The organism is Kitasatospora sp. NPDC058190, from assembly GCF_042883685.1.
Taxonomy (GTDB): Bacteria; Actinomycetota; Actinomycetes; order Streptomycetales; family Streptomycetaceae; genus Kitasatospora.
On sequence record NZ_JBHVVI010000017.1, the window covers coordinates 89,307 to 115,221 of the forward strand.

Genomic DNA, 25,915 nt, shown 5'->3' on the forward strand with positions numbered 1-25,915 from the left:
CGCCTGGGAATCCATCCCGAGAGCCCGGCCGACGGATGCGAATCCGCGGCTCCGAGACCCGGATGATGAGACGATGCCGGGCACTGCGAGACGTCCGTGTGTGAAACGTCACGCAGTGCCCGGCATAGTCATGCACTGCTCCCGGCCTCCAGGCCGGGGGCGGGGATCACCCCACGTGCCCGCCGATCAGCCACCCCAGCAGATACGTCACCCCGGCCGCGGCCCCGCCCAGCACCAGCTGCCGCAGTCCGCTGAACCACCAGCTGCGCGCCGTCACCCGGGCCACCACCGCACCGCAGGCGAACAGGCCCAGCGCCGCCAGGATCATCGCCGGCAGCAGCGACGTCGCCCCGAGCAGGTACGGCAACAGCGGCAGCAGCGCGCCGAGCGCGAAGCACAGGAACGACGAGCCCGCCGCGACCAGCGGCGAGGGCAGGTCGTTGGGGTCGATGCCCAGCTCCTCGCGGGCGTGGATCTCCAGCGTCAGCTCCGGGTCGCGGGACAGCTGCCGGGCCACCTCGTGGGCGAGCTCCGGGTCCACCCCGCGCGAGACGTACAGCTGCGCCAGCTCGGCCAGCTCGCCCTGCGGGTTGCGGCTCAGCTCCAGCCGCTCGGCCTCGATCTCGGCCTGCACCAGCTCCCGCTGGGAGGCCACCGAGGTGTACTCCCCCGCCGCCATCGAGCAGGCGCCGGCCGCCAGGCCGGCCAGCCCGGTCAGGATCACCGTGCCGTTGGACGCCGCCCCGCCGACCACACCGGTCATCAGCGCGAAGTTGGACACCAGGCCGTCCACGGCCCCGAACACCGCGGGCCGCAGCCAGCCGCCGTTGACGTCGCGGTGGTGGTCCGCGGCGGGTATCCGAGGGTGCTGGGCGGGTTCGGCTTCCAGGGTGGTCGTGCTCACGGTTCTTCCCCTCCGTCTTCGTTCGTCGCCTCGACCGTAGCCCGCGTGACCTGGGCACTTCCAGCAAGATAAGGCTGCCCGAACAATGCTGAGGCTGCCCTTCGCGAGCCTCGCGAAGGGCAGCCTCAGTCAGGGGAAGTGCCTGTTCAGATCGGGTTCTTGGCGTCCTCGCCGGGCTTCTCGGCAACCTTCGCAGCCGACTGCGCGTCCGCCTCCCCGTCCACGAACCGGGACGGCTTGTCACCGTCCACCTTCTCGTTCGGCTTCTCGCTCTCCGCCTTCTCGTCCGGCTTCCCGCTCTCCGCCTTCTCCTCGGCCCCGTCCGCCGGCTCGTGCGCCGCCGGGTCGATGCTCGCCGGGTCCTCGCGGCCGGGTCGCAGCCTTCCGACGATCACGAAGTACGCCACCGCGCCGACGAACACCACGATCGACGTCCAGTCGTTCAGCCGCAGGCCCAGGTAGTGGTGCGCCTCGTCGATCCGCAGGTACTCGATCCAGAACCGGCCCACCGTGTACGCGGCCACGTACACCGCGAAGGCCCGGCCGTGCCCCAGCTTCCAGCGCCGGTCGACCCAGAGCACCAGCAGCGCCACACCCACGCACCAGAGCGACTCGTACAGGAAGGTCGGGTGGTAGACACCGCTCACGACCTCGCCGTTGGGCAGCGTCTTGTGGATCTCCAGGCCCCACGGCAGCGTGGTCTCCCGGCCGTACAGCTCCTGGTTGAAGTAGTTGCCCCAGCGGCCCAGCGCCTGCGCGAGCGCGATGCCCGGCGCGATGGCGTCGGCGTACGCGGGCAGCGGCACGCCCCGGCGGCGGCAGCCGATCCAGGCACCGACCGCGCCCAGCGCGACCGCGCCCCAGATCCCGAGGCCGCCCTCCCAGATCTTGAAGGCGTTCCAGGGGTTCTTCCCCTCGCCGAAGTACAGCTGGTGGTCGGTGATCACGTGGTACAGCCGACCGCCGACCAGGCCGAACGGCACGGCCCAGACGGCGATGTCACCGACGGTGTGCTTGGCACCGCCCCGGGCGACCCAGCGCTTGCTGCCGAGCCAGACGGCGGCGACGACACCGAGGATGATGCAGAAGGCGTAGGCGCGCAGCGGGATCGGTCCGAGGTAGAGGACGCCCCGCGACGGGCTGGGAATGTAGGCGATATCCATGGCAGTTCCGACGCTACAGGGTCCGACGCCCCGGTCGGACACCCCCGGGGTCACAGAAACCGAACAACGCGCCGCCGCCCCCTCCGGACGGGGAACGGGCGGCGGCGCGGCCGGGGCGGCTCAGCCGGCCGTGGGCGACGGGTTGTTGGCCTCCGAAGCAGTGCTGGTCGGCGCCGGGGTCTGCCCGTGCGAGCCCGCCGTGCCGAGCTGCTTGCCCTGGTTCGCGGCGTCCACCCATTTCATCAGGTTGGCCGGGGTGATCTCCTCGTTGCCGTTCTTCGGGTAGATCGGCTGGCCGTTGAGCAGCACGGTCGGCGTCGACTTGTAGCTGGACTTGTCGAAGTCCTGCTGCACCGCGGACACCCAGCCGCCGAACTTGTTGTCGTTGACGCAGGCCCGGAACCCGGGCGTGTCCAGGCCGTCGACCTGCTTGGCCAGGTTCAGCAGGACGGCCTTGTTGCCGAAGGCGTCGTTGGTCTCGTCCGGCTGGTTGCGGTACATCACGTCGTGGAGGTCCCGGAAGTGCCCGGCGTCCTGGGCGCAGGCGAGCGCGTTGGCGCCGTTCTTGGAGCCCTTGCCCGGAATGGCCCGGTCGATGAACGACACGACGTGGACGTTGGTGGAGATCTTCCCGGCGTCCTCGAGCTGGTCGATGGTCGAGGAGAACTCGCGCTCGAAGATGCCGCACGCGGGGCAACGCGGGTCCTCGTACACCGTGAGGACCGACGGGGCGTTGCTCGCACCGACCGGGACGACCAGGTTCTTGTCCCCGATGGTGCCGGCCGGGGCGGCGGTCGGGGTCTCGGGCTTGGAGCGCTCGTTCTGCACCACGACGCCGGTGATCACGGCGGCGGCGATCACCACCAGCGCGGCCCCGCCCACCATCAGCTTCTTCCTGCGCTTGGAGGAGGCCTGATCGGCCGCCCGCTGCGCCAGCATCCGCTCGCGGGCGGTGCGCTTGCCTTCTCGGTTCTTCTCGCTCATTGCCTTGACATCCACGGTCTGGGGGCCTTCGTCGGGTGCGGGGGACGGGGGGTCAGCTGGCCAGCCAGCCGTCGGCCGAGAGCCGGGTACGGGGCCGCCACAACAGCCATCCGGCCAGCAGCAGGAAGCCGGTGTCGCGCAGGATCTCCTGCAGGTACTCGGTCTGCGAGGCGTCGACGTGCCCGCCGCCGCCGAAGCAGCCGCAGTCGATCGAGATGCCGCGCGCCCAGGCCGAGGCGATCCCGGCGATGAAGGTGAGCAGCAGCAGCGCGGAGACCCCGGCGACCAGCCGGACGCCGAGGCCGATCACCAGCAGCAGCGCGAGCGCCAGCTCCAGGAAGGGCAGCCCGTAGCCGATCGGCTTGACCAGGCTCTCGGGCAGGATCTCGTACGCGCGGACGGCCTGGGCCGCCTCCGCCGGATCGGCGATCTTCGCCAGCCCGGCCCACCCCCACACCACCGCCAGGCCGAGCCGCACGGCGGTGCCCGACCACTCGCTCCAGGCCGGCATCGCCCGCCACGCCGCCGACGCGGGCGCCGAGTCACCGGGCTGTACTGCCGGGCCGGCCATCAGGGAACCCCTCTCGGGAAACTCGTTCACTTCCTGATGAACCGTAAGGGATGAAGGGCGGTTCCTCCGTTTTCACGAATTACGCCGTATGAGTGACACAACATGGCGTTCTGTCCGAATCCGGCGAACGCCCGTACGTCAGCGACAGCCCGGCATCCGCCCCGGGTCGAACAGTTCCAGCCGCCCCTCACGCGGCACCCGGGCCGCCCGCTCGGCCGCGTCCCAGCGCGCCGCCTCCGCACAGGCGACCGCCTCCCGCTCCGCCCGCTCGGCGCCCCGCTTGGCCAGCGCGTGCCCCACCGCGGTGTGCGCCCCGACGGCCGCACCCAGAGCCAGCGCGGCGGCAGCCGCCCGCAGCAGCACGGCCCGATGAAGACCAGCCACCGACTCACCCCTTCGCTCGCCCGGCAACCCCCGCGCACCTCGTTCGTGCACTCGTCCCTCCACTCAACGCCGGTCAACCCCCACTGGTGCGTGTCGCCTCCGCTCTTCACCCGTTCGGGGCCACCGCCACGCTGACGCCTCCCCCGAACCGCCGACGCCCGCACCCCCACCCACCCACTCACCCCCACGAACACCAACGGCCTGCCACCCCCCGAAGGGGTGGCAGGCCGTCAGCCAACCGTTCCTACCGCGCGTCAGCGCCCCCGCCGAACCCCCGCCGCCAGCTCGCCCGCGAGCCCCCGCACCGCGTCCAGCGCCGCCGCCTCGTCCTCCCCCGCCTCCAGGATCCGCTTGACGAAGGCCGACCCGACGATCACCCCGTCCGCGAACCGGGCGACCTCCGCCGCCTGCTCGGCGTCGGAGACCCCGAGCCCGACACAGACCGGCAGGTCCGTCGTGGCCCGGGTGCGGGCGACCAGGTCCTCGGCCAGGGAACCGACCGCCGACCGGGTCCCGGTCACCCCCATCACGGCGGCCGCGTACACGAAGCCGCTGCCCGCCGCGGTGACCTCGGCCAGCCGGGCGTCCTTGCTGCTGGGGGCGACCACGAACACGGTGTCCAGCCCGTGCGCGTCCGCCGCCTTGCGCCACTCCTCGGACTCCTCCACCGGCAGGTCCGGCAGGATGCAGCCCGCCCCGCCCGCCGCGGCCAGGTCGGCGGCGAAGCGCGCCACGCCGTAGCGGTCGACCGGGTTCCAGTACGTCATCACCAGCACCGCCGCCTCGGGGTGCGCGGTGGCGACCTCCTGGACGGTGCGCAGCACGTCCTTGATCCGCACACCACCCCGCAGCGCGATGTCGTCCGCGGTCTGGATCACGGCGCCGTCCAGGACCGGGTCCGAGTGCGGCAGACCGACCTCGACCACGTCGCAGCCGCCCTCGATCAGCGCGTTGACCGCCCGGATGCCGCCGTCGACGGTCGGGAAGCCGGCCGGCAGGTAGCCGATCAGCGCGGCGCGGTCCTCGGCCCTGGCGGCCGCCAGACGGCCACTGAGCTTGCTGGCACTGAGCTTGCTCGCCATGGTCACTTACCCCCATCGGCCGCGTCGCCGGCCGCCTCGTCGTACAGCCCGAAGTACTGGGCCGCGGTGTGCATGTCCTTGTCGCCGCGCCCGGAGAGCGAGACCAGGATGGTGGCCTCCGGTCCGAGCTCGCGGCCCAGCTCCAGGGCCCCGGCGAGCGCGTGGGCGCTCTCGATGGCCGGGATGATGCCCTCGGTACGGGACAGCAGCCGCAGCGCCTGCATCGCGGCGTCATCCGTCACGGGCCGGTACTCGGCCCGCCCGGTGTCCTTCAGCCAGGCGTGCTCCGGCCCGACGCCCGGGTAGTCCAGGCCCGCCGAGATGGAGTGCGACTCGATGGTCTGCCCGTCCTCGTCCTGCAGGACGTACGTACGGGAGCCGTGCAGCACACCCGGGTCACCCTTGGTGAGGGTGGCCGCGTGCTTGGGGGTGTCGGCACCCTCGCCGGCCGCCTCGCAGCCGATCAGCCGCACGCCGGCGTCCGGGATGAACTCGTGGAAGATCCCCATCGCGTTGGAGCCGCCCCCGACGCAGGCGACCACCGCGTCGGGCAGCCGCCCGGTGCGGTCGAGGACCTGCTGCCGCGCCTCCACGCCGATGACCCGGTGGAAGTCGCGGACCATCATCGGGAAGGGGTGCGGCCCGGCGACGGTCCCGAACAGGTAGTGGGTGGAGTCGACGTTCGCGACCCAGTCCCGGAAGGCCTCGTTGATGGCGTCCTTCAGCGTCCGGCTGCCGGACTTGACGGCCACCACCTCGGCGCCGAGCATCCGCATCCGGGCGACGTTGAGCGCCTGGCGCCGGGTGTCGACCTCGCCCATGTAGATGGTGCAGTCGAAGCCGAACAGCGCGCAGGCGGTGGCGGTGGCCACCCCGTGCTGGCCGGCGCCGGTCTCGGCGATGATCCGGGTCTTGCCCATCCGCCGGGTGAGCAGCGCCTGGCCCAGCACGTTGTTGATCTTGTGCGAGCCGGTGTGGTTGAGGTCCTCGCGCTTGAGCAGGATGCGCGCACCGCCCGCCTCGGCGGAGAAGCGGTGCACGTCGGTCAGCGGGCTCGGGCGGCCGGTGTAGTCCTTGAGCAGCGCGTCGAGTTCGGCGGCGAAGGCCGGGTCGGCCTTGGCCTTCTCGTACTCCTCGGCGACCTGCTCGACCGCGGCGACCAGCGCCTCGGGGATGAAGCGGCCGCCGTACGCGCCGAAGTAGCCGCGGGCGTCCGGCACCTGGGCACCGGGCAGGTAGTCCTTCTCGGACATGGTGGATTCCCTCGGGGAGATATGGATGACTGTGACGTCCGATCGGCTGGCTTCAGCCGAGCGTCACGCGCCATCGCCGCCCCGGCACCTGCCCCGGCTCGCAACCGATCACGTACCGCACCCGACGCCCCAGCACCCGGCGTGCGGGCGCGCGGCAGCCGCGCGGGCGGCAACCTGGGGCGAGTCGGGTGGCGATCTTCATCGGGCTGTATCAGTCCTTGTGCCGGACGGCGGGGTGGGTCCCGGCCGCGACCAGGTCGGCCACCGCGGCACGCGGGTCCTTGCCGGTCACCAGGGACTCGCCGACCAGCACGGCGTCGGCGCCCAGGTTGGCGTAGTTGATCACGTCGAGCGGGCCGCGCACACCGGACTCGGCGACCCGGACGATGCCGGCCGGGATGGCGTGCGAGACGTTCTCGAAGGTGTTGCGGTCCACCTCAAGGGTCTTGAGGTTGCGGGCGTTGACGCCGATGATCCGCGCCCCGGCGTCCGCCGCCCGCTTGATCTCCTCCTCGTCGTGCACCTCGACCAGCGGCGTGAGGCCGATCGACTCGGCGCGCTCGATCAGCGACACCAGGGCCGGCTGGTCGAGGGCGGCGACGATCAGCAGGGCGAGGTCGGCGCCGTGCGCGCGGGCCTCCCACAGCTGGTAGGCGGTGACGATGAAGTCCTTGCGCAGCACCGGGGTGTCCACCGCGGCGCGGACGGCGTCCAGGTCGGCCAGCGACCCGCCGAAGCGGCGCTGCTCGGTCAGCACGCTGATCGCGGCGGCACCGCCGGCCGCGTAGTCGCGCGCCAGGGCGGCCGGATCGGCGATGGCCGCCAGCGCGCCCTTGGACGGGCTGGAGCGCTTCACCTCGCAGATCACCCGGACTCCGTCGCCCTTCAGGGCGGCGACGCCGTCCTTGGCCTCCGGGGCCTTGGCCGCCAGCGCCTTCACCTCGTCCAGGGAGACCCGGGCCTGCCGCTCGGCGAGGTCCTCACGGACCCCTTCGATGATCGAGTCGAGCACACTCACTCAGGAGCCCCCATCGTTTCTGCAGTTCGCTCATCCGAGCCGGACGGGCTGCGGCCCGTCCGCTCTTCGATGGTATCGGCACCCACTCGCCCGCCGCGCATCCGCCCGAACCGCGTCTCGCGGAACGGGACGCTCCCTTCGGCGGCCGTCGGCTTCCTCCCCCACCGGCCCTGCGTCCCAGCTCAGACCGGCCACGGCGCCGGACGTCCCCGCGCGGACCGGCTCAGACCAACTGCGGTGCCAGCCCCGCCCCGACCGGAAGGTTGCGCACCACCGTGAACACCAGCACCAGCAGGAGGATCAGCGCCCAGCGCCGGGCCCCGACCGAGACCCTCGGCGACGGCCCGCCGGTCAGCGCGGCCCAGCCCCAGCGCAGCCAGAGCACCGCCAGGACGCCGAACAGCAGCACGGCCACGGCGTTGTCGTGCAGGGCGCCGGTGAGGTCCCCGTGGGCCAGCGCGTGGACACAGCGCAGGCCCCCGCAGCCGGGGCACCACCAGCCGGTGGCGGTCAGGAAGGGGCAGTCGGGGTAGTGCCCGCGGGCGTTCGGGTCCACCACGGCGACGTACCCGGCGGGAATGGCCACCGCCGCCAACGCGGCCAGCGGCGGGCCCAGCCGGCGCAGTACGGGCGGCGGGGCGGAGGCGGTGGGGGCGGCGTTCACGCCCCGATTGTGCCCGCGCCGGGCCCGGACAGAACGAAACGGCGGGCGTGGCGCGCCCGCCGTTCGGTTGTGCGAAAGGAGTACCTGTCGTCAGGCGGCGACGGCACGGGCCTCGAGGGCCGCCTTGCGGGCCGCGGTCTGCTCCTCGACCGACTTGTACACGTTGGTGCTCGGCTGCTTGCCCATGCCGGCCATCGACATGGCCTTGCCGATGATGCCGCCGACCAGGACGACCGCCAGACCGGCCACGACCAGCAGCGGCGACGGCAGGATCATCGCGACACCCGCGATGCCGAAGCCGGCGAAGGAGATGACGACGCCGGTCCAGGCGGCGGGGTTGTGGCCGTGTGCTGCTGCTGCCATCGATGGTGCTCCTAGGCTCTCGGGGCCCAGCCGGGCCTGCGGGGCCGCCGGCGGGTTGACGGGTTCCATTGTGCCGGGCCACACGCGGGCGACCCAAAGCGGGTGGCGGGTCTATCGCGTCACATGTGCCGCTCGGGCTCAGACGGCGGTGGGGTCCTCGCCGCGGTCCAGGGCCTTCCACAGGTCACCCGGCGTATCGGCCTTCACCGGGGCCTTGCGGGTGGGCGCCTCGTAGCGGCTGCCCATGGCCGGCCAGCCGCGGCCGTAGCGCAGGGTGACCAGCCCGGCCAGGGCCAGCAGCAGCCCGCCGGCCAGGGCGACCCAGGGCCAGGCGCTGTGCGAGACCTCGGTGGCCGTCGAGCCGGCCAGCGCCAGCTTGCCGGAGGCGGCGGAGTCCAGCGCGGCGGTGTCCGAGGCCCCGGCCACCGAGGCGGCGGCCGCGCCGAGCCCGGCCAGCAGGGTCAGCGCGCCGACCGCGAGCCGGCCGACGCCGCGCACCGCGAACACCGCGACGGCCGCGGCCAGGCCCACCAGGGCCAGCCCGCCGGGCAGTTCGGAGATCTTGCCGCCGGTGACGGACACGTCCAGGGTGCCGGCCCGGCCCTCGGCCCAGTCCCGCCCGGCCGCGGTCAGCACCAGCACGGCGCCCAGCACGGTCAGCAGCAGCATCACGCCGAGGGTGCGGCGGCCGGCCGGGGACGTGGCGGGAGAAGCGGGGGCAGGGGTCTGGTCTGCAGCGGTCACCCGTCCACTATCCCCCGGCCGACACCCGGGTCCGTACCCGGGGTCGGGAACTCGTCCGTCCGCAGCACCACCGTCCGGCCGCCGAGCGGCAGGAACAGGTCGTTGCCGAACGGCACCCGTTCGGCCTCCCGGTACACCCCGCCCGGATCCGGCGCGGTGTGCACGGTGCAGTCGGCGGCGGCCGGGTCGACCACCACGTACAGCGGCACACCGCTCTGCGCGCAGGCCCGCGCCCAGGCGTGGTCCCGGCCGGGGTGCGCGACCTCCAGCACCGCCGCCACGTCGGCGGCGCCGTACCGGCCCCGGGCGCCGCGGCCGGCCCCCGGGTCGAGCAGCACGAGGTCCGGGGCGATCGGGCCGGACGCGGCCGGGAAGTCGACCACCACGCCGGAGAGCACCCGGCCGGGGCCGACCTGCTGCTCCTCGAACTGCACGGCAGCCCCGAACACGACCCCCCAGCGCAGCTCGTCGTACGGCACCTCGGGCATCCCGGCCGCCTCCTCACTCCTCAGGACAGTTCCGGCCTCCGCAGCGTATTGGCGGTGGCGACGGCCCGCAGCACGGCGGCCGCCTTGTTGCGGCACTCGGTGTCCTCGCCGTGCGGGTCGGAGTCGGCCACCACGCCCGCGCCCGCCTGCACGTACGCGGTGCCCTCGCGCAGCACCGCGGTGCGGATCGCGATCGCGGTGTCCGAGTCCCCGGCGAAGTCCAGGTAGCCGACGCAGCCGCCGTACAGGCCGCGCCGGGTGGGCTCCAGCTCCTCGATGATCCGCATCGCCCGGGGCTTGGGCGCGCCGGAGAGGGTGCCGGCCGGGAAGCAGGCGGTCAGCACGTCGAAGGCGGTCCGCCCGGGGGCGACCTTGCCGGTGACGGTGGAGACGATGTGCATCACGTGGCTGTAGCGCTCGATCTGCATGAAGTCGACCACCTCGACGCTGCCCGGCTCGCACACCCGCCCGAGGTCGTTGCGGCCGAGGTCGACCAGCATCAGGTGCTCGGCCCGCTCCTTGGGGTCGGCGAGCAGCTCGGCGGCCAGCGCCGCGTCCTCGTGCGGGGTGGCCCCGCGGTGCCGGGTGCCGGCGATCGGGTGCACCATCGCCTCGCCGTCGGTGACCTTGACCAGCGCCTCCGGGCTGGAGCCGACCACGTCGAAGCCGCCCTCGGCGCCGCCGTCCGGCCCGGGGAAGCGGAACAGGTACATGTACGGGCTGGGGTTGGTGGTGCGCAGGACGCGGTAGACGTCCAGCGCGGAGGCCGGGCAGGGCGCCTCGAAGCGCTGCGAGGGCACGACCTGGAAGGCCTCGCCGGCCCGGATCCGCTCCTTGACCTCCTCCACCGCGGCCCGGTACGGCGCCCCGCCGAACGGCGAGTGCACCTCGCCGGGGCCGGCCGGGGTGAAGGTGGCCAGGCCCGGGTCGACCGGCTTGAGCAGGTCGGCCTCCATCGCGTCCAGCCGGGCCACCGCGTCCGCGTAGGCCTCGTCCACACCGCTGGCCAGGTCGTTGTGGTTGACGGCGTTGGCGATCAGCAGCACCGTGCCGTCGGCGTGGTCGAGCACCGCCAGGTCGGTGGCGAGCAGCATGGTCAGCTCGGGCAGCTTGAGGTCGTCCGGGTTGAGGTCGGGCAGCTTCTCCAGCCGGCGGACGACGTCGTAGCCCAGGTAGCCGACCAGGCCGCCGGTCAGCGGCGGCAGGCCGTCGTCGGCGTGCCGCGGGGTGTGCAGCGCCTCCAGGGCGGCGCGCAGCACCTGCAGCGGGTCTCCGGTGGTCGGGATGCCGACCGGCGGGGTGCCGAGCCAGCGGGCGTCGCCGTCCTCGCCGACCGTCAGCGCGGCGGCGCTGCGCACGCCGACGAAGGAGTAGCGCGACCAGCTGCGGCCCTGCTCGGCGGACTCCAGCAGGAAGGTGCCGGGCCGCTCCTCGGCGAGGCTGCGGTAGAGGCCGATCGGGGTGAGGCCGTCCGCGAGGAGCCTGCGGGTGACCGGGATCACCCGGGTGTCGACGGCGAGCTTGCGGAAGGCTTCGAGGTCCATGCGGGGCGGCACCTTCTGGAGTTGTGGACGGGGGCGGGGGTCAGGCGAGCGGGAGCACGTCGGCGTCGAAGCAGGTGCGGTCGCCGGTGTGGCAGGCCGCGCCGGTCTGGTCGACCTTCACCAGCAGGGTGTCGCCGTCGCAGTCGAGCGCCACCGACTTGACCGCCTGCGCGTGGCCGGAGGTGTCGCCCTTGACCCAGTACTCGCGGCGGCTGCGGCTCCAGTAGGTGCAGCGGCCGGTGGTGAGGGTGCGGTGCAGCGCCTCGTCGTCCATCCAGCCGAGCATCAGCACCTCGCCGGTGTCGTACTGCTGCGCGATGGCCGGGAGCAGGCCGTCCTCGGTGCGCTTGAGGCGGGCGGCGATCGCGGGGTCGAGGGCGGTGGTGCCGGGGGCGGCGGGTGTGGTGGACATGGGGCCATTGTGTCAGCCCGTCCGGCGCCCCCGGCGTCCCGTCCGGGGGGCGAACGGTTCGGGGGCGGCCCGTTCGGGGTCAGTTCCGCCAACCGCCTGCCGGGCGTGGCCCCGGTGGGCCATCCTCGTGGCCATGACCTCCGAGCAGCAGCCGCCCGAAGCCGCCGCCTCCCGTCCGTCCCGGGGCCTGGTGATCGCCGTCGCCGCCGTCCTGGCCGTGCTGCTCGCGGTGGTGGCCACCGTGCTGCTCTGGCCGGAGGACAAGAAGCCGGCCGCCGCGCCGCCCCCGCCCCCGCCCTCGGCGACCCCGACGCCGACTCCGACACCGACCCCCACCCCGACGCCCACCCCCACCAGGCCGCAACCGCCGTACGCCTTCTTCCCGGTGGGCACCTGCTTCGACCACCCCCAGCTGAGCCCGGTGATCACCAAGGCCGAACAACGGCCCTGCACCGGCGAGCACGACGGCGAGGTCATCGCCAACCTCAAACTGGCCGACGGGCTGACCGGCGAGATCCCGATCGCCCTCGCCATGCGGGACGGCTGCAAGGACGCCGAGACCGCCGCCAAGGCCCGGCAGAGCGACGGAAAGACCTACTACCCGCGGCAGTTCGGTCCGGCCATGGCCAACTACCAGCAGGGCTGGCGGGATTACACCTGCACCCTGACCGCCAGCAACAAGCAGGGCGGCCCCAAGCTGACCGGACAGCTCCACCCCTAGGCTGACACCATGTCGAACCACGCCCTCGCCGAACGTCACCGCCTCGCCCAACTCCTCACCGCCGCCGGGCCGGACGCCCCCACCCTCTGTGCCGGATGGACCACCCGGGACCTCGCCGCCCACCTGGTCATCCGGGAGCGCCGCGCCGACGCCGCGGCCGGCATCCGGGTCGGCGCCCTGGCCGGCTGGACCCAGCGGGTGCAGGACGGCTACGCCGAGCGGCCGTACGAGGAACTGGTCCGACTCTTCCGCGCCGGGCCGCCGCTGTTCTCCCTCTTCGCCCTGCCCGGCGCCGACGAAGCGGCCAACACCATCGAGTACTTCGTCCACGCCGAGGACGTCGCCCGGGCCGGCGACGACTGGACCGCCCAGCCCGTCCCGCCCGGCCGCGCCGAAGCCCTCTGGCGCCGCCTCCCCCTGATCGCCCGCCTCGAGGCCGGCCGCCGCTCCCCCGTCCGCCTCACCCTCAGCCGCCCCGACGGCCGGTCCCTCACCGTCGGCCCCGCCGGCGCCCCGACCGTCCACCTCACCGGCGACCCCGGCGAACTCGTCCTCTTCACCTACGGCCGCGGCGCCCGCACCGTCCTGGACGTGGACGGCGCCCCGGACGCCGTCGAGGCCCTCCGCCACGTCCTGCCGCTGCCGCCGAAATAGCTCCGAAGAGGGCGTCCCACGACACGAGGTTCCGGCCCGTGCCGTGGGACGCGGCCTCAACCGGGTTACGGAGTGAGCCGGTTCGGCCCACGGAACAGGAAGGTCGCCTCGCGGATCGACGGCAGGCCGAGCATGGTCATCAGCACCCGGCCGAGGCCCATGCCGAGGCCCCCGTGCGGCGGGCACCCGTACCGGAACGCGTTGAGGTAGTCCTGCATCGGCTCCGTGCTCATGCCCTTCTCGGCGGCCTGCTCGAGCAGCACGTCGTACCGGTGCTCGCGCTGCGCGCCGGTGGTGACCTCCAGGCCCTTCCACAGCAGGTCGAAGCTCAAGGTCACACTCGAGTCATCGGCAGGCCGCATGTGGTAGAAGGGCCGGATGCCGACCGGGTAGTGCGTGACGATCACGAACTCGTGCCCGGTGGCCTCCTTGATGTGGGCCGAGATGCCCCGCTCACCCTCCGGGTCCAGGTCTTCCTTGACCCCTGCCGGGTCCCAGCCGCCCTTGCGCAGGATCTCCTGCGCCTCGGCCATGGTGATGCGGGGAAAGGGCGTCGTGGGCACGGTGACCTCGACGCCGAAGTGCTCGGCGATCGCCTCGCCGTGCGTGTCGGCGACCTTGGCGATCGCGTGGGCGAGCATCCGCTCCTCGAACGCCATCACGTCCTCGACCCCGTCGATCCAGGCCAGCTCCACGTCGACGCCGGTGAACTCGGTGGCGTGCCGGGAGGTGAACGACGGTTCGGCGCGGAAGACCGGCCCGATCTCGAAGACCTTGTCGACGCCGGCCGCGATCGCCATCTGCTTGAAGAACTGCGGCGACTGCGCCAGGTAGGCGCTGCGGCCGAAGTAGCCGAGCTCGAAGACCTCCGCGCCGGACTCCGAGGCGGTGCCCATGAGCTTGGGGGTGTGCATCTCGGTGGCCCCCTGCGCGTAGGCGTATTCCCGCATGCCCTGTTCGAGGGTGGTCTGCACCGCGAACAGCAGCCGGGTGGCGGGACGGCGGCGCACGTCCAGGAAGCGCCAGTCCAGCCGCTGCTCCGGGCCTGTGCGGTCGTCGATCGGCAGGGGCGTGGCGGCCGGGTTCAGGACCTCGACCGCCTCGGGGACGATCTCCAGACCGCCGAGCTTGACCTGGGCCGCGTCGACGACGCGGCCGGTGATCCTCACGGCGGACTCGGGTGTGAGGGCTTCGAGCCGGGCCTCCAGTGGCCCGTCGTCACGCTTGTGGGTCACCTGCACCATGCCGGTGTCGTCCCGCACGATGACGAACTGCATCGCGCGCTGCAGGCGGAGGGTGTTCACCCATCCGCAGACGGAAACGGTACGGCCGACGTGTTCTCGCAGGTCGGAAACACGTACGCGGGTGTGGATCATCGCGGTCCTCCGAAGGACGTCGTCATGATCCCTTGGGAGTGCGGGCGAGAAGGGCAACTCGCGGTACCACCGCACTTTCGCCGCCACGCGGTGGCGGCCTCATTCGGGCCTGGTGACGGGGGCCGGCCGGCGGGGCATTGGACCACCGGGCGGCGTCGTTCCTCCCCGCGCTCAGGAGGGTCTTCGCCTCGGGGCGCGAGACCGCCTTCCCAGCTTCCGGCGGCTCTCTCTGCTCGCGTGATCCCTGGCTACTCGTCTCCGTCAACACGTTGCCCAGCAGGATACGGAGCGCAGGGCAGCGGCGGCAATCAAGAAAATCCGTTCGAGTCGCCGGCCCGCGCCGGCGCCGACACGCCCGATCCACGGGTCACCGCGTGCCCACGCTGCGGATGTCGGTCCCCGGGTGCAGACTCGCAGGTGGCCGGGCAGGGGCGTGTGCGCGCCCGACGGAACCGCCTCGGTCACTCTCCGTCGAAGGGGCACCACGTCATGCTCACCACCGACTTCCCCACCGGCTCGCCCTGTTGGATCGACCTGGGCTGCCCGGACATCCCGGCCACCGCCGAGTTCTACCGCAAGGTCTTCGGTTGGACCTTCCAGGAGGTCCCCGAGGCCGGCGGCTACGGATTCCTGCAGCTGGACGGTAGGACGGTCGGGGCCCTCGGCAAGCTGGACCAGGGCGCGCGGTCCGCCTGGACCACGTACTTCCTCACCCCGGACCTGGACGCGACCGTCAAGGCCGCCGAGCAGGCCGGCGCCACGGTCCGGGTCCCGCCGACGGACGTCATGCAGGAGGGCCGGTTCGCCGCCCTCACCGACCCGCAGGGCGCCGAGTTCGCGGTCTGGCAGGCCGGCGACACCCGGGGCCTGGACGCCGTCTCCGAGGACAACACGCTGTGCTGGTCCGAGCTGCACACCAAGGACCAGGACGGCGGCTACGACTTCTACGAGTCCCTGTTCGGTTGGCGGGTCGAGAACTTCGAGCCGTCCCCGGGCATGAGCTACCGGGTGATCTCCACCGCCGAGGGCGACCAGCGACAGACCGGCTTCGGCGGCATCGCCCCGACGATGGACGCGGCCCAGCCCTCCGCCTGGACGCCGTACTTCGCCGCCAACGACGTGGACGCGCTGATCGCCAAGGCCACGGCGGCCGGCGGCTCGGTGCTGATGCCGGCCGCGGACGTGGACAACGTCGGCCGGATCGCCTGGCTGGCGGACCTGAACGGCGCCCTGTTCGCTCTGATCAAGGGCGAGCCGCGCGAGTCCTGAGGACACCGGAACACGGTGCTTGTTCGTGTTCGCGGACACGAACAAGCACCGTTCGAAGCATCACCGGACCGGGTGCCCGGCCTCCCGCAGCGCGTTCTTGACCTCGCCGATCCGCAGGTCCCCGAAGTGGAACACGCTGGCCGCCAGCACCGCGTCCGCGCCCGCCTCCACGGCCGGCGCGAAGTCGGCGAGCTTGCCGGCCCCGCCCGAGGCGATGACCGGCACCGAGACGGCCTTGCGCACCGCCCGGATCATCTCCAGGTCGTAGCCGTCCTTGGTGCCGTCCGCGTCCATGGAGTTGAGCAGGATCTCGCCCGCCCCCAACTCGGCGGCGCGGCCCGCCCATTCGACGACGTCCAGGCCGGTGCCCTGGCGCCCGCCGTGGGTGGTGACCTCGTAGCCCGAAGCGGTCTCCGTCCCCTCGGGGCAGCGCCGGGCGTCCACCGAGAGCACCAGCACCTGCCGCCCGAACCGCTGGGCGATCTCGCGGACGAGCTCCGGCCGGGCGATGGCCGCGGTGTTGACGCCGACCTTGTCGGCGCCGGCCCGCAGCAGCTTGTCGACGTCCTCGACGGCGCGGATGCCGCCGCCGACGGTGAGCGGGATGAACACCTGCTCGGCGGTGCGGCGGACCACGTCGTAGGTGGTCTCCCGGTCGCCGGAGGAGGCGGTGATGTCGAGGAAGGTCAGCTCGTCGGCGCCTTCGGCGTCGTAGAGCTTGGCCATCTCGACCGGGTCGCCGGCGTCGCGCAGGTTCTGGAAGTTGACGCCCTTGACCACCCGCCCCGCGTCCACGTCCAGGCAGGGGATGACTCGTACGGCGAGGGTCACGGCTGTTTGCCTTCCAGGGTCTTTGCCAGCCCGGCACGGTACGCGTCGATCTCGACCTCGACCAGCATCCGGGAGTCGATCAGCCCCTCGACCACCACCATGGTGGCCACCGGGCGTGCGGCGTCGAAGAGTTCGCGGTGGGCGCGGCCCACTTCCTCGGCGTCGCGGACGTGGGTGATGTACATCCGGGTGCGGACCACGTCGTCCACGGTCAGACCGTACGCGGCCAGGGCCGAGAGCCCGACGCCGAACGCGGCGAGGGTCTGCCGGTACGGGTCGCCCTCGTGCTCGATCCGGCCGTCCACCCAGGCGGTGGAGCCGGCCACGTGCACGTGGTCACCCGCGGCGACCGCCCGGGAGTAGCCGAACTCCTCCTCCCAGGGGGAGAAGCCACCGACCCGGCCGCGCACGACCTGACCGCGTACGATCCGACCATCCGTCATCCTGAAACCGCCTCCAGGGCCTCTTCGAGGGTGAACTTCTGCTCGTAGAGTGCCTTGCCCACGATGGCGCCCTCGACACCCTCGCCGACGAGCGTGGCGATGGCGCGCAGGTCGTCCAGCGAGGAGACGCCGCCGGAGGCGACCACCGGGCGGTCGGTGGCGGCGCAGACGTCGCGCAGCAGCTGCAGGTTGGGGCCGGTCAGGGTGCCGTCGCGGTTGACGTCGGTGACGACGTAGCGGGCGCAGCCCTCCTGGTTGAGCCGCTCCAGCACGTCGAAGAGCTGGCCGCCGTCGCGGGTCCAGCCGCGGCCGCGCAGGGTGGTGCCGACCACGTCGAGGCCGACGGCGATCTTGTCGCCGTGCTCGGCGATGGCCTTGGCGACCCACTCGGGGGCCTCCAGGGCGGCGGTGCCGAGGTTGACCCGGGTGCAGCCGGTGGCGAGGGCGCGGGCGAGCGACTCGTCGTCGCGGATGCCGCCGGACAGCTCGACCTTGATGTCCAGCTGGCCGGTGACCTCGCGCAGCAGCTCGTAGTTGGAGCCGGTGCCGAAGGCGGCATCCAGGTCGACCAGGTGGAGCCATTCGGCGCCGGCGTTCTGCCAGGCGAGCGCGGCGGCCAGCGGCTCACCGAAGGAGGTCTCGGTGCCGGAGGCGCCCTTGACCAGGCGGACGGCCTGGCCGTCCCGGACGTCGACGGCGGGAAGCAGTTCGAGGCGGCTCATCAGTGACAACTTTCAGCTCGTCAGAGGGTGTTGACCCAGTTGGTCAGCAGGGCGGCGCCGGCGTCGCCGGACTTCTCGGGGTGGAACTGGGTGGCCCACAGCGGGCCGTTCTCGACCGCGGCGACGAAGGGCCGGCCGTGCGTGGCCCAGGTGACCAGCGGCGGGTTGATCCGCGCGCTGTGGGTCTCCAGATCCCAGTGCCGCACCCCGTAGGAGTGCACGAAGTAGAAGCGGGTCTCCGGGTCCAGGCCGGCGAACATCCGGCTGCCCTCGGGCACGTCCACGGTGTTCCAGCCCATGTGCGGGACGACCGGGGCGTCCAGCGGCTCGACGGTGCCCGGCCACTCGTCGCAGCCGGCCGTCTCCACGCCGTGCTCGACGCCCTTCTCGAAGAGGATCTGCATGCCGACGCAGATGCCCATGACCGGGCGGCCCCCGGCGAGCCGGCGGTCGATGATCCAGTCCCCGCGGACCGACTTCAGCCCGCGCATGCAGGCCTCGAAGGCGCCCACGCCGGGGACGAGCAGGCCGTCCGCGGCCATCGCGGTGTCGTAGTCGGAGCTGACCGTGACGTTCGCCCCGGTCCGCTCCAGGGCGCGCTGCGCGGAGCGCAGGTTGCCGGAGCCGTAGTCGAGGACGACGACGTTCTTGCCCATGTGTTCAGGTGTCCAGTCTCTCGGCGGCGGGCGGCGGGTCTACAGGCGCATGAGGCCGGAGGCCAGGCACATCACGGAGCCGAAGGCCAGCACCAGGATGACGCCCTTCGGCAGCTTCTGCTTCCAGAAGGAGATCACTCCGCCCGCCAGGAAGAGGCCGACGAACAGGAGGATCGTCGCGGTCTTGTTCACAGCGCACCCTTGGTCGACGGGAGGATTCCGGCCGCGCGCGAGTCCCGCTCGGCGGCGTAGCGCAGCGCCCGGGCCAGCGCCTTGAACTGGCACTCCACGATGTGGTGCGCGTTGCGCCCGTACGGGACGTGCACGTGCAGCGCGATCTGGGCCTGGGCGACGAACGACTCCAGGATGTGCCGGGTCATCGTGGTGTCGTAGCTGCCGATCATCGGCGCCATGCCCTCGGGCTCGGTGTGCACCAGGTAGGGCCGGCCGGAGAGGTCCACGGTGACCTGGGCGAGGGACTCGTCCAGCGGCACCGTGCAGTTGCCGAAGCGGTAGATGCCGACCTTGTCGCCGAGCGCCTGCTTGAAGGCGGCGCCGAGCGCGAGGGCGGTGTCCTCGATGGTGTGGTGGGTGTCGATGTGCAGGTCGCCGTCGGTCTTGACGGTGAGGTCGAACAGACCGTGCCGGCCGAGCTGGTCGAGCATGTGGTCGTAGAACCCGACGCCCGTCGAGATGTCGGTCTTGCCGGTGCCGTCGAGGTCTATCTCGACCAGGACGGAGGTCTCCTTGGTGGTGCGCTCGACGCGTCCGATGCGGGACATGAAGGGTTACAGCTCCTTGATCACTCTGCGGACGGCGTCCAGGAAGGCGTCGTTCTCGGCGGGCGTGCCGGCGGTGACGCGCAGCCACCCGGGGACGCCGTTGTCACGGACCAGGACACCCTGGTCGAGGATGGCCTGCCAGACGGCGTGGGTGTCGGCGAAGCGGCCGAACTGGACGAAGTTGGCGTCCGAGTCGGTCACCTCCAGGCCCATCGCCCGCAGCGCGTCGACCAGCCGGTCGCGCTCCTCCTTGAGTCGCCCGACGTACCCGAGCAGGGTGTCGGTGTGCTCCAGGCAGGCCAGCGCGGTGGCCTGGGTGACGGCCGACAGGTGGTACGGCAGGCGCACCAGCTGGACGGCGTCGACCACCGCCCGGTCGGCGGCCAGGTAGCCCAGGCGCAGGCCGGCGGCGCCGAAGGCCTTGGACATGGTGCGGCTGACCACCAGGTTGGGGCGGCCCTCGATCAGCGGCAGCAGCGAGGCGCGGTGCGAGAACTCGACGTACGCCTCGTCCACCACGACCAGGCTGGGCCGGGCGGCCTGCGCGGCCTCGTAGAGCCGCAGCACGGTGTCGGCCGACACCGCCGTCCCGGTCGGGTTGTTCGGCGAGCAGATGAACACCACGTTCGGCCGGTGCTCCGCGATCGCGGCGAGCGCGGCGTCCACGTCGATGGTGAAGTCGTCGTTGCGCGGGCCGGAGATCCAGGCGGTGCCGGTGCCCCGGGAGATCAGCGCGTGCATCGAGTACGAGGGCTCGAAGCCCAGCGCGCTGCGGCCGGGGCCGCCGAAGGTCTGCAGCAGCTGCTGGAGCACCTCGTTGGAGCCGTTGGCGGCCCAGACCTGCTCGCGCGCGACCGGGTGGCCGGTGGTGCGGGTCAGGTACGCGGCCAGGCCCTCGCGCAGCTCGACCGCGTCCCGGTCGGGGTAGCGGTTGAGGTTGCGGGCGGCCTCGGCGACCCGCTCGGCGATCCGGGCCACCAGCTCCTCGGGAAGCTGGTACGGGTTCTCGTTGGTGTTCAGCTGGACGGGTACGTCCAACTGCGGTGCGCCGTACGGGGACTGGCCGCGCAGCTCGTCCCGGATCGGGAGGTCGTCAATAGCGGTCACGAGCCGGGAACCGTCCAATCGAACCGAGCCTTGACGGCGTCACCGTGACCGGGCAGGTCCTCGGCGTTGGCCAGGTTGACCACGTGCGCGGCGACGTCCGCCAGCGCGTCCCGGTCGTACTCGACGACCTGGACGCCGCGCAGGAAGGTCTGCACCGACAGCCCGGAGGAGTGGCAGGCGCAGCCGCCGGTCGGCAGCACGTGGTTGGAGCCGGCCGCGTAGTCGCCCAGCGAGACCGGGGTCCAGCGGCCGATGAAGATCGCGCCGGCGTTGACCACCTTGGCCGCGACCGCGTGCGGGTCGCGGGTCTGGATCTCCAGGTGCTCGGCCGCGTAGGCGTTGACCACGGCGAGGCCCTGGGTCAGGTCGTCGACCAGGATGATGCCGGACTGGCGGCCGCCGAGCGCCTCGGCGACCCGCTCGCTGTGCTTGGTCTTCGCCACCTGCACGGCGAGCTCGGCCTCGACCGCGTCGGCCAGCGCCGGGGAGTCGGTGACCAGCACCGAGCCGGAGGTCGGGCCGTGCTCGGCCTGGCTGATCAGGTCGGCGGCCACGTCGCTGGGCAGCGCGCTGTCGTCGGCGAGGACGGCGATCTCGGTCGGGCCGGCCTCGGAGTCGATGCCGATCCGGCCGGCGAACAGCCGCTTGGCGGCGGCCACGTAGATGTTGCCGGGGCCGGTGACCATGGTGACCGGGGCGCACTCCTCGGTGCCCAGGGCGAACATCGCCACCGCCTGGGCGCCGCCGACCGAGTAGACCTCGTCGACGCCGAGCAGCGCGCAGGCCGCCAGGATGGTCGGGTGGACGCGCCCCCCGAACTCCTTCTGCGGCGGGGAGGTGACCGCGATGCCCTGGACGCCCGCCTCCTGGGCCGGCACCACGTTCATCACCACGGAGGACGGGTAGACCGCCAGCCCGCCCGGCACGTACAGGCCGACCCGCTCGACCGGCACCCAGCGCTGGGTGACCGTGCCGCCCGGCACCACCTGGGTGGTGTGCCCGGTGCGACGCTGGTCCGCGTGCACGGCCCGGGCCCGGCGGATGGACTCCTCCAGCGCGGCCCGCACCTTCGGGTCCAGCGTCTCCAGGGCCTCGGTGAGCTGCTCGGCCGGGACACGGGTCGACTCCAGCCGGACGCCGTCGAAGCGCTCGGTGATCTCGATCAGCGCCGCGACCCCGCGATGGCGCACGTCCTCGGCGATCGGCCGTACCTTCTCCAGCGCGGCCGCCACGTCGAACTCGGCACGGGGCAGCAGGTCACGCGGGTCGTCGAGCGAGCCGCGGAGGTCGATTCGAGAGATCACGCCACCCAGTGTAAGGAGTGGCCGGAACCGCTGGTCCCGCATTTCAGTCCGTGATACGAAAGGCGAGACGACCGGGGGGACGGGTAAACCATGGCGGATTGCGCTCCAGAGGGCTGGACCGACACCGAGCGGGAACTCTGGGAGGCCTTCCGCCAAGGGGATGTATTCGACCGCCGAAGTGGCCAATCCGACATCGACGACCCCTATGGGGACAGCCCGTGGGGGCCCGGGCGGACGGTCAGCGCCGAGGTGCTCGCCCACCTGCTGCTGGCCGGCCCGGAGGCGGCGCCCGGGCGGGTCGCCTCGCTGCGGATGAGCGGGGTGACGGTCACCGGCGCGCTCAACCTGGCCGGCGGCCGGATCCAGCAGTACGTCGAGCTGCACGGCTGCCGGTTCGAGCACAAGGTCCTGATCTCGGAGGCCGAGGCCAGCACCATCCGGATGGTCGACTGCCTGGTCCCCCGGATCGAGGCGTCCCGGCTGTCCACCACCGGCGACCTCCACCTGGCCCGCTGCCGGATCCCGGAGGGCATCCGGCTCACCGACGCCAAGATCGGCACCGACCTGCTGCTCAACCAGGCGGTGATCGGCTGCGACCGCTTCGGCCGGGCACTGTCCGCCGACGGGATGACCGTCCACCAGGACTTCGAGGCCGAACGCATCGAGGTCCGGGGCGAGCTGAGCATCCGAACGGCCCGAATAGGCGGCCGGCTCTCGCTGCGCGGCGCCCAACTGCACGCCGACCCGCAGAACCGCGTCTGCCTGAACGCCGTGCGGATCGTCGTCGGCCACACCCTCTACCTGACCAGCTCCGCCGACGGCGGCTGGTTCGGCTCCCGCAGCTACTACGGCTCCGGCTACGGCCAGAGCCCCCCGCCCGGCGCCCCCAGCACCCCCTTCCGCGCCTACGGCCAGGTCCGGCTGTCCGATGCCCGCTTCGAGGCCGCCTGCCTGATCTCCGGCGAATTCCACCTGGAGGGTGACGACGAACTGTCGCTGCGCCGCATCCACACCCCCGAGCTGCGCTTCACCTGCCGGATCCGCCCCACCGGCACCGTCTCGCTCTCCCGCGCCCGGGTCGGCAACCTGGTCGACGTCCCGGAGGCCTGGCCGCGCGGCAAGCACCTGGGGCTGACCGGCTTCGTCTACGAGAACCTGCGCCCGGTCCGGCCCTTCACCGTCCAGCAGCGGATCGCCTGGCTGGAGGGCTCCTCGGTGGAGTTCCAGCCGGAGTCCTACGAGCAGCTCGCCGCCGCCCTGCGCCGCGACGGCGCCGACGACGACGCCCGCGAGGTGCTGTACGCCAAGCAGCGCCGCCGCCGCCATACCCTGCCGCTGCCCGCCCGGATCTGGGGCCGGGTCCAGGACGTCACCGTCGGTTACGGCTACCGCCCCGGCCGGGCGGGCCTATGGCTGCTGCTCGCCTGGGCGCTCGGCAGCGTGTGGTTCGCCACCCACCCGCTGGACCCGCTCAAGCCCGACGAGCACCCGCACTGGAGCCCGGTGCTGTACACCCTCAACCAGCTGCTGCCGATCGTCGACCTCAACCAGGGCGCCTGGAACCCCGGCGGGATCGCCCAGTGGATCTCCGCCGGCCTGGTGGTGATCGGCTGGCTGCTCGCCTCCACCGTGGTGGCGGGCGCCACCCGGCTGCTCCAGCGGGGCTGACACCGGGGACGGCTTCTTACGGCCCGACACCGTGGACGGCGTCAACCGGGCGACAAGGCCCGGGTCCGGGGAACTACGCTGTCCGCCGTGACAGAACGGCTGCCGCTCTTCCCGCTGAACACCGTGCTCTACCCGGGCCTCGTGCTGCCCCTGAACGTCTTCGAGGAGCGCTACCGCCGTCTCGTCGCCGACCTGCTCGAACAGCCCGAGGACGCGCCGCGCCGCTTCGGCGTGCTCGCCATCAAGGACGGCCGCGAGGTCGCCCCGGTCCGCCCCGAGGAGGGCCCGGCCGGCCCGCTCGACGGCCTGGGCACCGTCACCGGCGACCCGCTGGAGGCGCTGTTCCACGTCGGCTGCGTCGCCGACGTCTCCTCCGCCCAGAAGCAGTCCGACGGCCGCTACGAGCTGCTGGTCACCGGCACCACCCGGTTCTGGCTGCGTTCGGTGGACGTCACCGGTCCGTACCTGACCGGCGAGATCGAGCCGATCGAGGAGCAGTCCGGCGAGGGTTCCGGCGCCCTGGCCTCCGAGGTCGAGCGGGCCTTCCGGGTCTACCAGAAACGCCTGGCCGGGGCGAAGGAGGCCACCACCATGGGCCGCCCGCAGCTGCCCGACGACCCGCAGGTGCTCTCCTACCTGGTGGCCGCCGCCTCGGTGTTCGAGACCCCGGTCAAGCAGCGGCTGCTCGCCTGCCCCGACACCGCCCAGCGGCTGCGCACCGAACTCGACCTGCTGCGCCGTGAGAGCGCCGTCCTCAGCTGGCTGCCCTCGCTCCCCGCCGTCGAGCTCACCCGCCAGTCCTTCAGCCCCAACTGACCCAGGACCCCCGCATGGTCAAGAAGCCCAAGAAGGGCGGCCAGGGCACCCCGGCCACCGTCGCCCTGGAGACCGCCGCCGTCGCCTTCACCGTCCACGCCTACGAGCACGACCCGGCCGCCGCCTCCTACGGCGGCGAGGCCGCCGAGGCCCTGGGCGTCGCCCCCGAGCGGGTCTACAAGACCCTGGTCGCCGACGTGGACGGCACCCTCACCGTCGGCGTGGTCCCGGTCGCCGGCCAGCTCGATCTCAAGGCCCTGGCCGCCGCCGTCGGCGGCAAGCGCGCCGCCATGGCCGACCCGGCCGCCGCCGAGCGCAGCAGCGGCTACGTCCTCGGCGGCATCTCCCCGCTCGGCCAGCGCCGCCCGCTGCGCACGGTGATCGACGCCAGCGCCCTCGGCCACCCCACGGTCTACGTCTCGGCGGGCAGGCGGGGCCTGGAGGTCGAGCTGGCCCCCGCCGACCTGATCACCCTCACCCGGGCCCACACGGCCGCCATCGCCCGCTGAGGGCCCGGGAAACGGCACGAGGCGGAAGGCCCGGCCCGGCCCGTACCGGACCGCCGACCTTCCGCCTCGCCAGTAACCCGGCCCGGCCGGGAGAACCTCAGTCCTTCCCGCGCTCCCGTGCGGCCGCGTCCGCCGGAGCCTGGTCCGCCGGAGGAGCCGCGAGGGGAGCCGCAGGGGCCCCGTACGTCCCCGCCGGAGCCCCCCAGTACGGCGGCGGGTCCTCCTCCCGCTTGCCGAACGCCGCGGACAGCGCCAGCAGCACCACCATCGCCGCCATCGGCCACACCAGCAGCGCCCCCAGCGCCCCCAGGTCGATGCTCGCGTCGAAGTGCCCGCCGTTGCCGACCCGCCGGGCCTCCGCGATCAGGTTGTCGCTGGGCCCGAGCCAGCGTCCGATCCGCCAGGCGCCGATCGACCCGAGCAGTCCGCCGACGGCGAGCCCCAGGGCGACCGCGATGCCGCCGCCGCGCTTGCGGGTCACCAGGAAGGCCCCGAGCGCCGTCACGATCCCGGCGCCCAGCGCGATCAGCACGAACACCGCGTCGGCGCCCGCCCGCTGCTCGCCCTCGGGGTCCGCGTAGAGGATCCGGTCGCCGTCCACCAGCAGCGGCACCTTGGGCGCCAGCCAGACCCACAGCCCGGCCATCGCCAGTCCGACCAGCAGGCAGACGACCACGACGCCCGCCCCGATCCGCAGCTCCGCCAGCAGCGGGTGCTCCACCACGGGCGGGGCCTCCGGCATACCCGGGGGCGGCTCCTCGTCCGAGACCGGCGGCGGCGCGAACGGGTCGGGCACGGCGCCCGGCTCCGCCTCCACGTCGGCGTGGGCGGGATCCGGAGGTGTGTTCGGTACGGTCACAGGCCCCATCGTTTCACGACGGCCGCCCGAACGGCCCCACCGCCCGGGCATCGGCCGCAGGCCCTACCGCGCGACCGCCCGCCGGTACGCCCAGGTGGCCAGCGCCAGCGACACCACGCCGACCGCCGCGCAGACCCCCAGGTCCGCCGCGACCATCGTCCAGTCAGGGTCCGGCGCGAAGGTCCGGGCGAAGGCCTCCACCCCGTACGTCGAGGGCAGCAGGTCCCGCAGCCACAGCACCGGCTGCGGCAGGTGGTCCACCGGCAGCACGCCCAGCAGCAGGGCCGCCGACATGCCGAGCTGCCCCAGCATCGTCGCGATCTCCTGGCGCGGCGCCAGCAGCCCGCAGGCCGCGCCCAGACCGGACAGCGCGGCCCCGGCCAGCGGCACGACCGCCAGCAGCACCCACAGCTGCCCGAGCGGCAGCCCGAACATCACCGCGCCGATGCCCGCGGTGACCAGCGTCCCCGGCAGGGTGAACGAGGCGTACGCGCCGGCCGCGCCGAGCACCACCGAGGCGGCCGGCACCGGCAGCGTCCCGTAGTGGTCCAGGCCCCCGGTGGCCCGCAGCTTCCCGAAGTACTGGGCGAGCAGGTTGAGCGCGACGAACGCCACCACCAGCAC

The 25,915-nt window shown here is 73.0% G+C and carries 32 protein-coding genes; 6 read left to right on the forward strand and 26 right to left on the reverse strand.

Annotated features, from left to right (window positions below; all coding sequences use genetic code 11):
• Window positions 1-166: 166 nt before the first annotated feature.
• The 15 genes from ACFVWU_RS11030 to hisI form a co-directional block, all read right to left on the reverse strand.
• Window positions 167-889: a VIT1/CCC1 transporter family protein gene (locus tag ACFVWU_RS11030; protein ID WP_387618114.1), complete on the reverse strand. Its 723-nt coding sequence runs from the start codon at window positions 887-889 to the stop codon at window positions 167-169.
• A 161-nt stretch (window positions 890-1,050) separates the two neighbouring features.
• A complete protein-coding gene (lgt, locus tag ACFVWU_RS11035; RefSeq protein WP_387618042.1) occupies window positions 1,051-2,067 on the reverse strand; it encodes a prolipoprotein diacylglyceryl transferase in 1,017 nt (338 codons plus the stop codon).
• A 120-nt stretch (window positions 2,068-2,187) separates the two neighbouring features.
• Window positions 2,188-3,051, reverse strand: coding sequence for a DsbA family protein (locus tag ACFVWU_RS11040; protein ID WP_387618044.1), 864 nt, complete (start codon window positions 3,049-3,051; stop codon window positions 2,188-2,190).
• Window positions 3,052-3,103: 52 nt separating this feature from the next.
• Window positions 3,104-3,622, reverse strand: a complete 519-nt coding sequence (locus ACFVWU_RS11045) for a MauE/DoxX family redox-associated membrane protein (protein WP_387618046.1) — start codon at window positions 3,620-3,622, stop codon at window positions 3,104-3,106.
• A 138-nt stretch (window positions 3,623-3,760) separates the two neighbouring features.
• Window positions 3,761-4,006 carry a hypothetical protein gene (locus ACFVWU_RS11050; protein ID WP_380609370.1) on the reverse strand — a complete coding sequence of 82 codons (246 nt, stop codon included), beginning with the start codon at window positions 4,004-4,006 and terminating at the stop codon, window positions 3,761-3,763.
• 254 nt (window positions 4,007-4,260) lie between these two features.
• On the reverse strand, window positions 4,261-5,088 hold the full coding sequence (trpA, locus tag ACFVWU_RS11055; protein ID WP_387618048.1) for a tryptophan synthase subunit alpha: 828 nt from the start codon (window positions 5,086-5,088) through the stop codon (window positions 4,261-4,263).
• A 2-nt stretch (window positions 5,089-5,090) separates the two neighbouring features.
• A complete protein-coding gene (trpB, locus tag ACFVWU_RS11060) occupies window positions 5,091-6,341 on the reverse strand; it encodes a tryptophan synthase subunit beta (protein WP_387618050.1) in 1,251 nt (416 codons plus the stop codon).
• 52 nt (window positions 6,342-6,393) lie between these two features.
• Entirely contained in the window at window positions 6,394-6,543 is a 150-nt protein-coding gene (gene trpM, locus ACFVWU_RS11065) for a tryptophan biosynthesis modulator TrpM (RefSeq protein ID WP_355673186.1), read from the reverse strand.
• Window positions 6,544-6,552: 9 nt separating this feature from the next.
• The gene (gene trpC, locus ACFVWU_RS11070; protein ID WP_387618052.1) at window positions 6,553-7,359 is read right to left on the reverse strand and encodes an indole-3-glycerol phosphate synthase TrpC; all 807 of its coding nucleotides are present in this window, start codon (window positions 7,357-7,359) and stop codon (window positions 6,553-6,555) included.
• Window positions 7,360-7,582: 223 nt separating this feature from the next.
• Window positions 7,583-8,023 (reverse strand): DUF2752 domain-containing protein, encoded by a 441-nt coding sequence (locus tag ACFVWU_RS11075; protein ID WP_387618054.1) that lies wholly within the window; start codon window positions 8,021-8,023, stop codon window positions 7,583-7,585.
• Between the two features lie 90 nt (window positions 8,024-8,113).
• On the reverse strand, window positions 8,114-8,386 hold the full coding sequence (locus ACFVWU_RS11080; protein WP_387618056.1) for an HGxxPAAW family protein: 273 nt from the start codon (window positions 8,384-8,386) through the stop codon (window positions 8,114-8,116).
• 138 nt (window positions 8,387-8,524) lie between these two features.
• A complete protein-coding gene (locus ACFVWU_RS11085) occupies window positions 8,525-9,130 on the reverse strand; it encodes a TIGR02234 family membrane protein (RefSeq protein ID WP_387618058.1) in 606 nt (201 codons plus the stop codon).
• Window positions 9,127-9,618, reverse strand: a complete 492-nt coding sequence (locus ACFVWU_RS11090) for a Uma2 family endonuclease (protein WP_387618060.1) — start codon at window positions 9,616-9,618, stop codon at window positions 9,127-9,129. Before ACFVWU_RS11090 ends, ACFVWU_RS11085 begins: the two co-directional genes overlap by 4 nt.
• Before the next feature lie 20 nt (window positions 9,619-9,638).
• Complete coding sequence (locus ACFVWU_RS11095; RefSeq protein ID WP_387618062.1) at window positions 9,639-11,162, reverse strand: anthranilate synthase component I; 1,524 nt, start codon at window positions 11,160-11,162, stop codon at window positions 9,639-9,641.
• A 40-nt stretch (window positions 11,163-11,202) separates the two neighbouring features.
• A complete protein-coding gene (gene hisI, locus ACFVWU_RS11100) occupies window positions 11,203-11,574 on the reverse strand; it encodes a phosphoribosyl-AMP cyclohydrolase (RefSeq protein WP_387618064.1) in 372 nt (123 codons plus the stop codon).
• 133 nt (window positions 11,575-11,707) lie between these two features.
• Here hisI and ACFVWU_RS11105 point away from each other — a divergent pair, with 133 nt between their 5' ends.
• The gene (locus tag ACFVWU_RS11105) at window positions 11,708-12,295 is read left to right on the forward strand and encodes a hypothetical protein (RefSeq protein ID WP_387618066.1); all 588 of its coding nucleotides are present in this window, start codon (window positions 11,708-11,710) and stop codon (window positions 12,293-12,295) included.
• Between the two features lie 9 nt (window positions 12,296-12,304).
• Window positions 12,305-12,949, forward strand: coding sequence for a TIGR03085 family metal-binding protein (locus ACFVWU_RS11110; RefSeq protein ID WP_387618068.1), 645 nt, complete (start codon window positions 12,305-12,307; stop codon window positions 12,947-12,949).
• A 65-nt stretch (window positions 12,950-13,014) separates the two neighbouring features.
• Here the strand turns inward: ACFVWU_RS11110 and aspS are convergent, their stop codons facing one another.
• Window positions 13,015-14,325 (reverse strand): aspartate--tRNA(Asn) ligase, encoded by a 1,311-nt coding sequence (gene aspS / locus ACFVWU_RS11115; RefSeq protein ID WP_387618070.1) that lies wholly within the window; start codon window positions 14,323-14,325, stop codon window positions 13,015-13,017.
• Window positions 14,326-14,814: 489 nt separating this feature from the next.
• Between aspS and ACFVWU_RS11120 the strand changes: the two genes are divergently transcribed.
• Complete coding sequence (locus ACFVWU_RS11120; protein ID WP_387618072.1) at window positions 14,815-15,594, forward strand: VOC family protein; 780 nt, start codon at window positions 14,815-14,817, stop codon at window positions 15,592-15,594.
• A gap of 60 nt (window positions 15,595-15,654) precedes the next feature.
• On the opposite strand, the gene hisF is transcribed toward ACFVWU_RS11120, so the two are convergent.
• From hisF to hisD, 8 genes are read right to left on the reverse strand one after another with little or no spacing between them, the layout of a single operon-like run.
• Window positions 15,655-16,425: an imidazole glycerol phosphate synthase subunit HisF gene (hisF, locus tag ACFVWU_RS11125; RefSeq protein WP_387618074.1), complete on the reverse strand. Its 771-nt coding sequence runs from the start codon at window positions 16,423-16,425 to the stop codon at window positions 15,655-15,657.
• Window positions 16,422-16,868 carry a RidA family protein gene (locus ACFVWU_RS11130; RefSeq protein ID WP_387618076.1) on the reverse strand — a complete coding sequence of 149 codons (447 nt, stop codon included), beginning with the start codon at window positions 16,866-16,868 and terminating at the stop codon, window positions 16,422-16,424. The genes hisF and ACFVWU_RS11130 overlap by 4 nt, the downstream gene beginning before the upstream one ends.
• Window positions 16,865-17,590, reverse strand: a complete 726-nt coding sequence (gene priA, locus ACFVWU_RS11135) for a bifunctional 1-(5-phosphoribosyl)-5-((5-phosphoribosylamino)methylideneamino)imidazole-4-carboxamide isomerase/phosphoribosylanthranilate isomerase PriA (RefSeq protein ID WP_380609355.1) — start codon at window positions 17,588-17,590, stop codon at window positions 16,865-16,867. The genes ACFVWU_RS11130 and priA overlap by 4 nt, the downstream gene beginning before the upstream one ends.
• A 20-nt stretch (window positions 17,591-17,610) precedes the next feature.
• Window positions 17,611-18,246, reverse strand: a complete 636-nt coding sequence (gene hisH, locus ACFVWU_RS11140) for an imidazole glycerol phosphate synthase subunit HisH (RefSeq protein WP_387618079.1) — start codon at window positions 18,244-18,246, stop codon at window positions 17,611-17,613.
• Between the two features lie 39 nt (window positions 18,247-18,285).
• Window positions 18,286-18,438, reverse strand: a complete 153-nt coding sequence (locus ACFVWU_RS11145) for a hypothetical protein (RefSeq protein ID WP_380609354.1) — start codon at window positions 18,436-18,438, stop codon at window positions 18,286-18,288.
• On the reverse strand, window positions 18,435-19,028 hold the full coding sequence (gene hisB / locus ACFVWU_RS11150) for an imidazoleglycerol-phosphate dehydratase HisB (RefSeq protein WP_360505447.1): 594 nt from the start codon (window positions 19,026-19,028) through the stop codon (window positions 18,435-18,437). The genes ACFVWU_RS11145 and hisB overlap by 4 nt, the downstream gene beginning before the upstream one ends.
• Window positions 19,029-19,034: 6 nt before the next feature.
• Window positions 19,035-20,135 (reverse strand): histidinol-phosphate transaminase, encoded by a 1,101-nt coding sequence (locus ACFVWU_RS11155; RefSeq protein WP_387618082.1) that lies wholly within the window; start codon window positions 20,133-20,135, stop codon window positions 19,035-19,037.
• Window positions 20,132-21,439 (reverse strand): histidinol dehydrogenase, encoded by a 1,308-nt coding sequence (gene hisD, locus ACFVWU_RS11160; RefSeq protein WP_387618084.1) that lies wholly within the window; start codon window positions 21,437-21,439, stop codon window positions 20,132-20,134. The genes ACFVWU_RS11155 and hisD overlap by 4 nt, the downstream gene beginning before the upstream one ends.
• 90 nt (window positions 21,440-21,529) lie before the next feature.
• Between hisD and ACFVWU_RS11165 the strand changes: the two genes are divergently transcribed.
• The 3 genes from ACFVWU_RS11165 (at window position 21,530) to ybaK (ending at window position 24,432) form a co-directional block, all read left to right on the forward strand.
• Entirely contained in the window at window positions 21,530-23,107 is a 1,578-nt protein-coding gene (locus ACFVWU_RS11165) for an oxidoreductase (RefSeq protein WP_387618087.1), read from the forward strand.
• An 87-nt stretch (window positions 23,108-23,194) separates the two neighbouring features.
• Window positions 23,195-23,923 carry an LON peptidase substrate-binding domain-containing protein gene (locus ACFVWU_RS11170; protein ID WP_387618089.1) on the forward strand — a complete coding sequence of 243 codons (729 nt, stop codon included), beginning with the start codon at window positions 23,195-23,197 and terminating at the stop codon, window positions 23,921-23,923.
• A 14-nt stretch (window positions 23,924-23,937) separates the two neighbouring features.
• Window positions 23,938-24,432, forward strand: a complete 495-nt coding sequence (gene ybaK / locus ACFVWU_RS11175) for a Cys-tRNA(Pro) deacylase (protein ID WP_387618091.1) — start codon at window positions 23,938-23,940, stop codon at window positions 24,430-24,432.
• A gap of 97 nt (window positions 24,433-24,529) precedes the next feature.
• On the opposite strand, the gene ACFVWU_RS11180 is transcribed toward ybaK, so the two are convergent.
• Both ACFVWU_RS11180 and ACFVWU_RS11185 read right to left on the reverse strand, forming a co-directional pair.
• Window positions 24,530-25,291: a hypothetical protein gene (locus tag ACFVWU_RS11180; protein ID WP_387618094.1), complete on the reverse strand. Its 762-nt coding sequence runs from the start codon at window positions 25,289-25,291 to the stop codon at window positions 24,530-24,532.
• 63 nt (window positions 25,292-25,354) lie between these two features.
• Window positions 25,355-25,915: ABC transporter permease (locus ACFVWU_RS11185; protein WP_387618096.1), on the reverse strand; the 561-nt coding region annotated here is incomplete at its 5' end.

Coding starts and splice junctions, on each gene's coding strand:
- hisB (WP_360505447.1), bottom strand. CDS start 19,028: ATGTCCCGCATCGGACGCGTCGAGCGCACCACCAAGGAGACCTCCGTC.
- ACFVWU_RS11045 (WP_387618046.1), bottom strand. CDS start 3,622: ATGGCCGGCCCGGCAGTACAGCCCGGTGACTCGGCGCCCGCGTCGGCG.
- ACFVWU_RS11080 (WP_387618056.1), bottom strand. CDS start 8,386: ATGGCAGCAGCAGCACACGGCCACAACCCCGCCGCCTGGACCGGCGTC.
- ACFVWU_RS11040 (WP_387618044.1), bottom strand. CDS start 3,051: ATGAGCGAGAAGAACCGAGAAGGCAAGCGCACCGCCCGCGAGCGGATG.
- ACFVWU_RS11165 (WP_387618087.1), top strand. CDS start 21,530: ATGGCGGATTGCGCTCCAGAGGGCTGGACCGACACCGAGCGGGAACTC.
- hisI (WP_387618064.1), bottom strand. CDS start 11,574: ATGTCCACCACACCCGCCGCCCCCGGCACCACCGCCCTCGACCCCGCG.
- trpM (WP_355673186.1), bottom strand. CDS start 6,543: ATGAAGATCGCCACCCGACTCGCCCCAGGTTGCCGCCCGCGCGGCTGC.
- ACFVWU_RS11110 (WP_387618068.1), top strand. CDS start 12,305: ATGTCGAACCACGCCCTCGCCGAACGTCACCGCCTCGCCCAACTCCTC.
- trpB (WP_387618050.1), bottom strand. CDS start 6,341: ATGTCCGAGAAGGACTACCTGCCCGGTGCCCAGGTGCCGGACGCCCGC.
- priA (WP_380609355.1), bottom strand. CDS start 17,590: ATGAGCCGCCTCGAACTGCTTCCCGCCGTCGACGTCCGGGACGGCCAG.
- trpA (WP_387618048.1), bottom strand. CDS start 5,088: ATGGCGAGCAAGCTCAGTGCCAGCAAGCTCAGTGGCCGTCTGGCGGCC.
- ACFVWU_RS11120 (WP_387618072.1), top strand. CDS start 14,815: ATGCTCACCACCGACTTCCCCACCGGCTCGCCCTGTTGGATCGACCTG.
- ACFVWU_RS11105 (WP_387618066.1), top strand. CDS start 11,708: ATGACCTCCGAGCAGCAGCCGCCCGAAGCCGCCGCCTCCCGTCCGTCC.
- ybaK (WP_387618091.1), top strand. CDS start 23,938: ATGGTCAAGAAGCCCAAGAAGGGCGGCCAGGGCACCCCGGCCACCGTC.
- ACFVWU_RS11095 (WP_387618062.1), bottom strand. CDS start 11,162: ATGGACCTCGAAGCCTTCCGCAAGCTCGCCGTCGACACCCGGGTGATC.
- aspS (WP_387618070.1), bottom strand. CDS start 14,325: ATGATCCACACCCGCGTACGTGTTTCCGACCTGCGAGAACACGTCGGC.
- lgt (WP_387618042.1), bottom strand. CDS start 2,067: ATGGATATCGCCTACATTCCCAGCCCGTCGCGGGGCGTCCTCTACCTC.
- hisH (WP_387618079.1), bottom strand. CDS start 18,246: ATGGGCAAGAACGTCGTCGTCCTCGACTACGGCTCCGGCAACCTGCGC.
- ACFVWU_RS11090 (WP_387618060.1), bottom strand. CDS start 9,618: ATGCCCGAGGTGCCGTACGACGAGCTGCGCTGGGGGGTCGTGTTCGGG.
- ACFVWU_RS11130 (WP_387618076.1), bottom strand. CDS start 16,868: ATGACGGATGGTCGGATCGTACGCGGTCAGGTCGTGCGCGGCCGGGTC.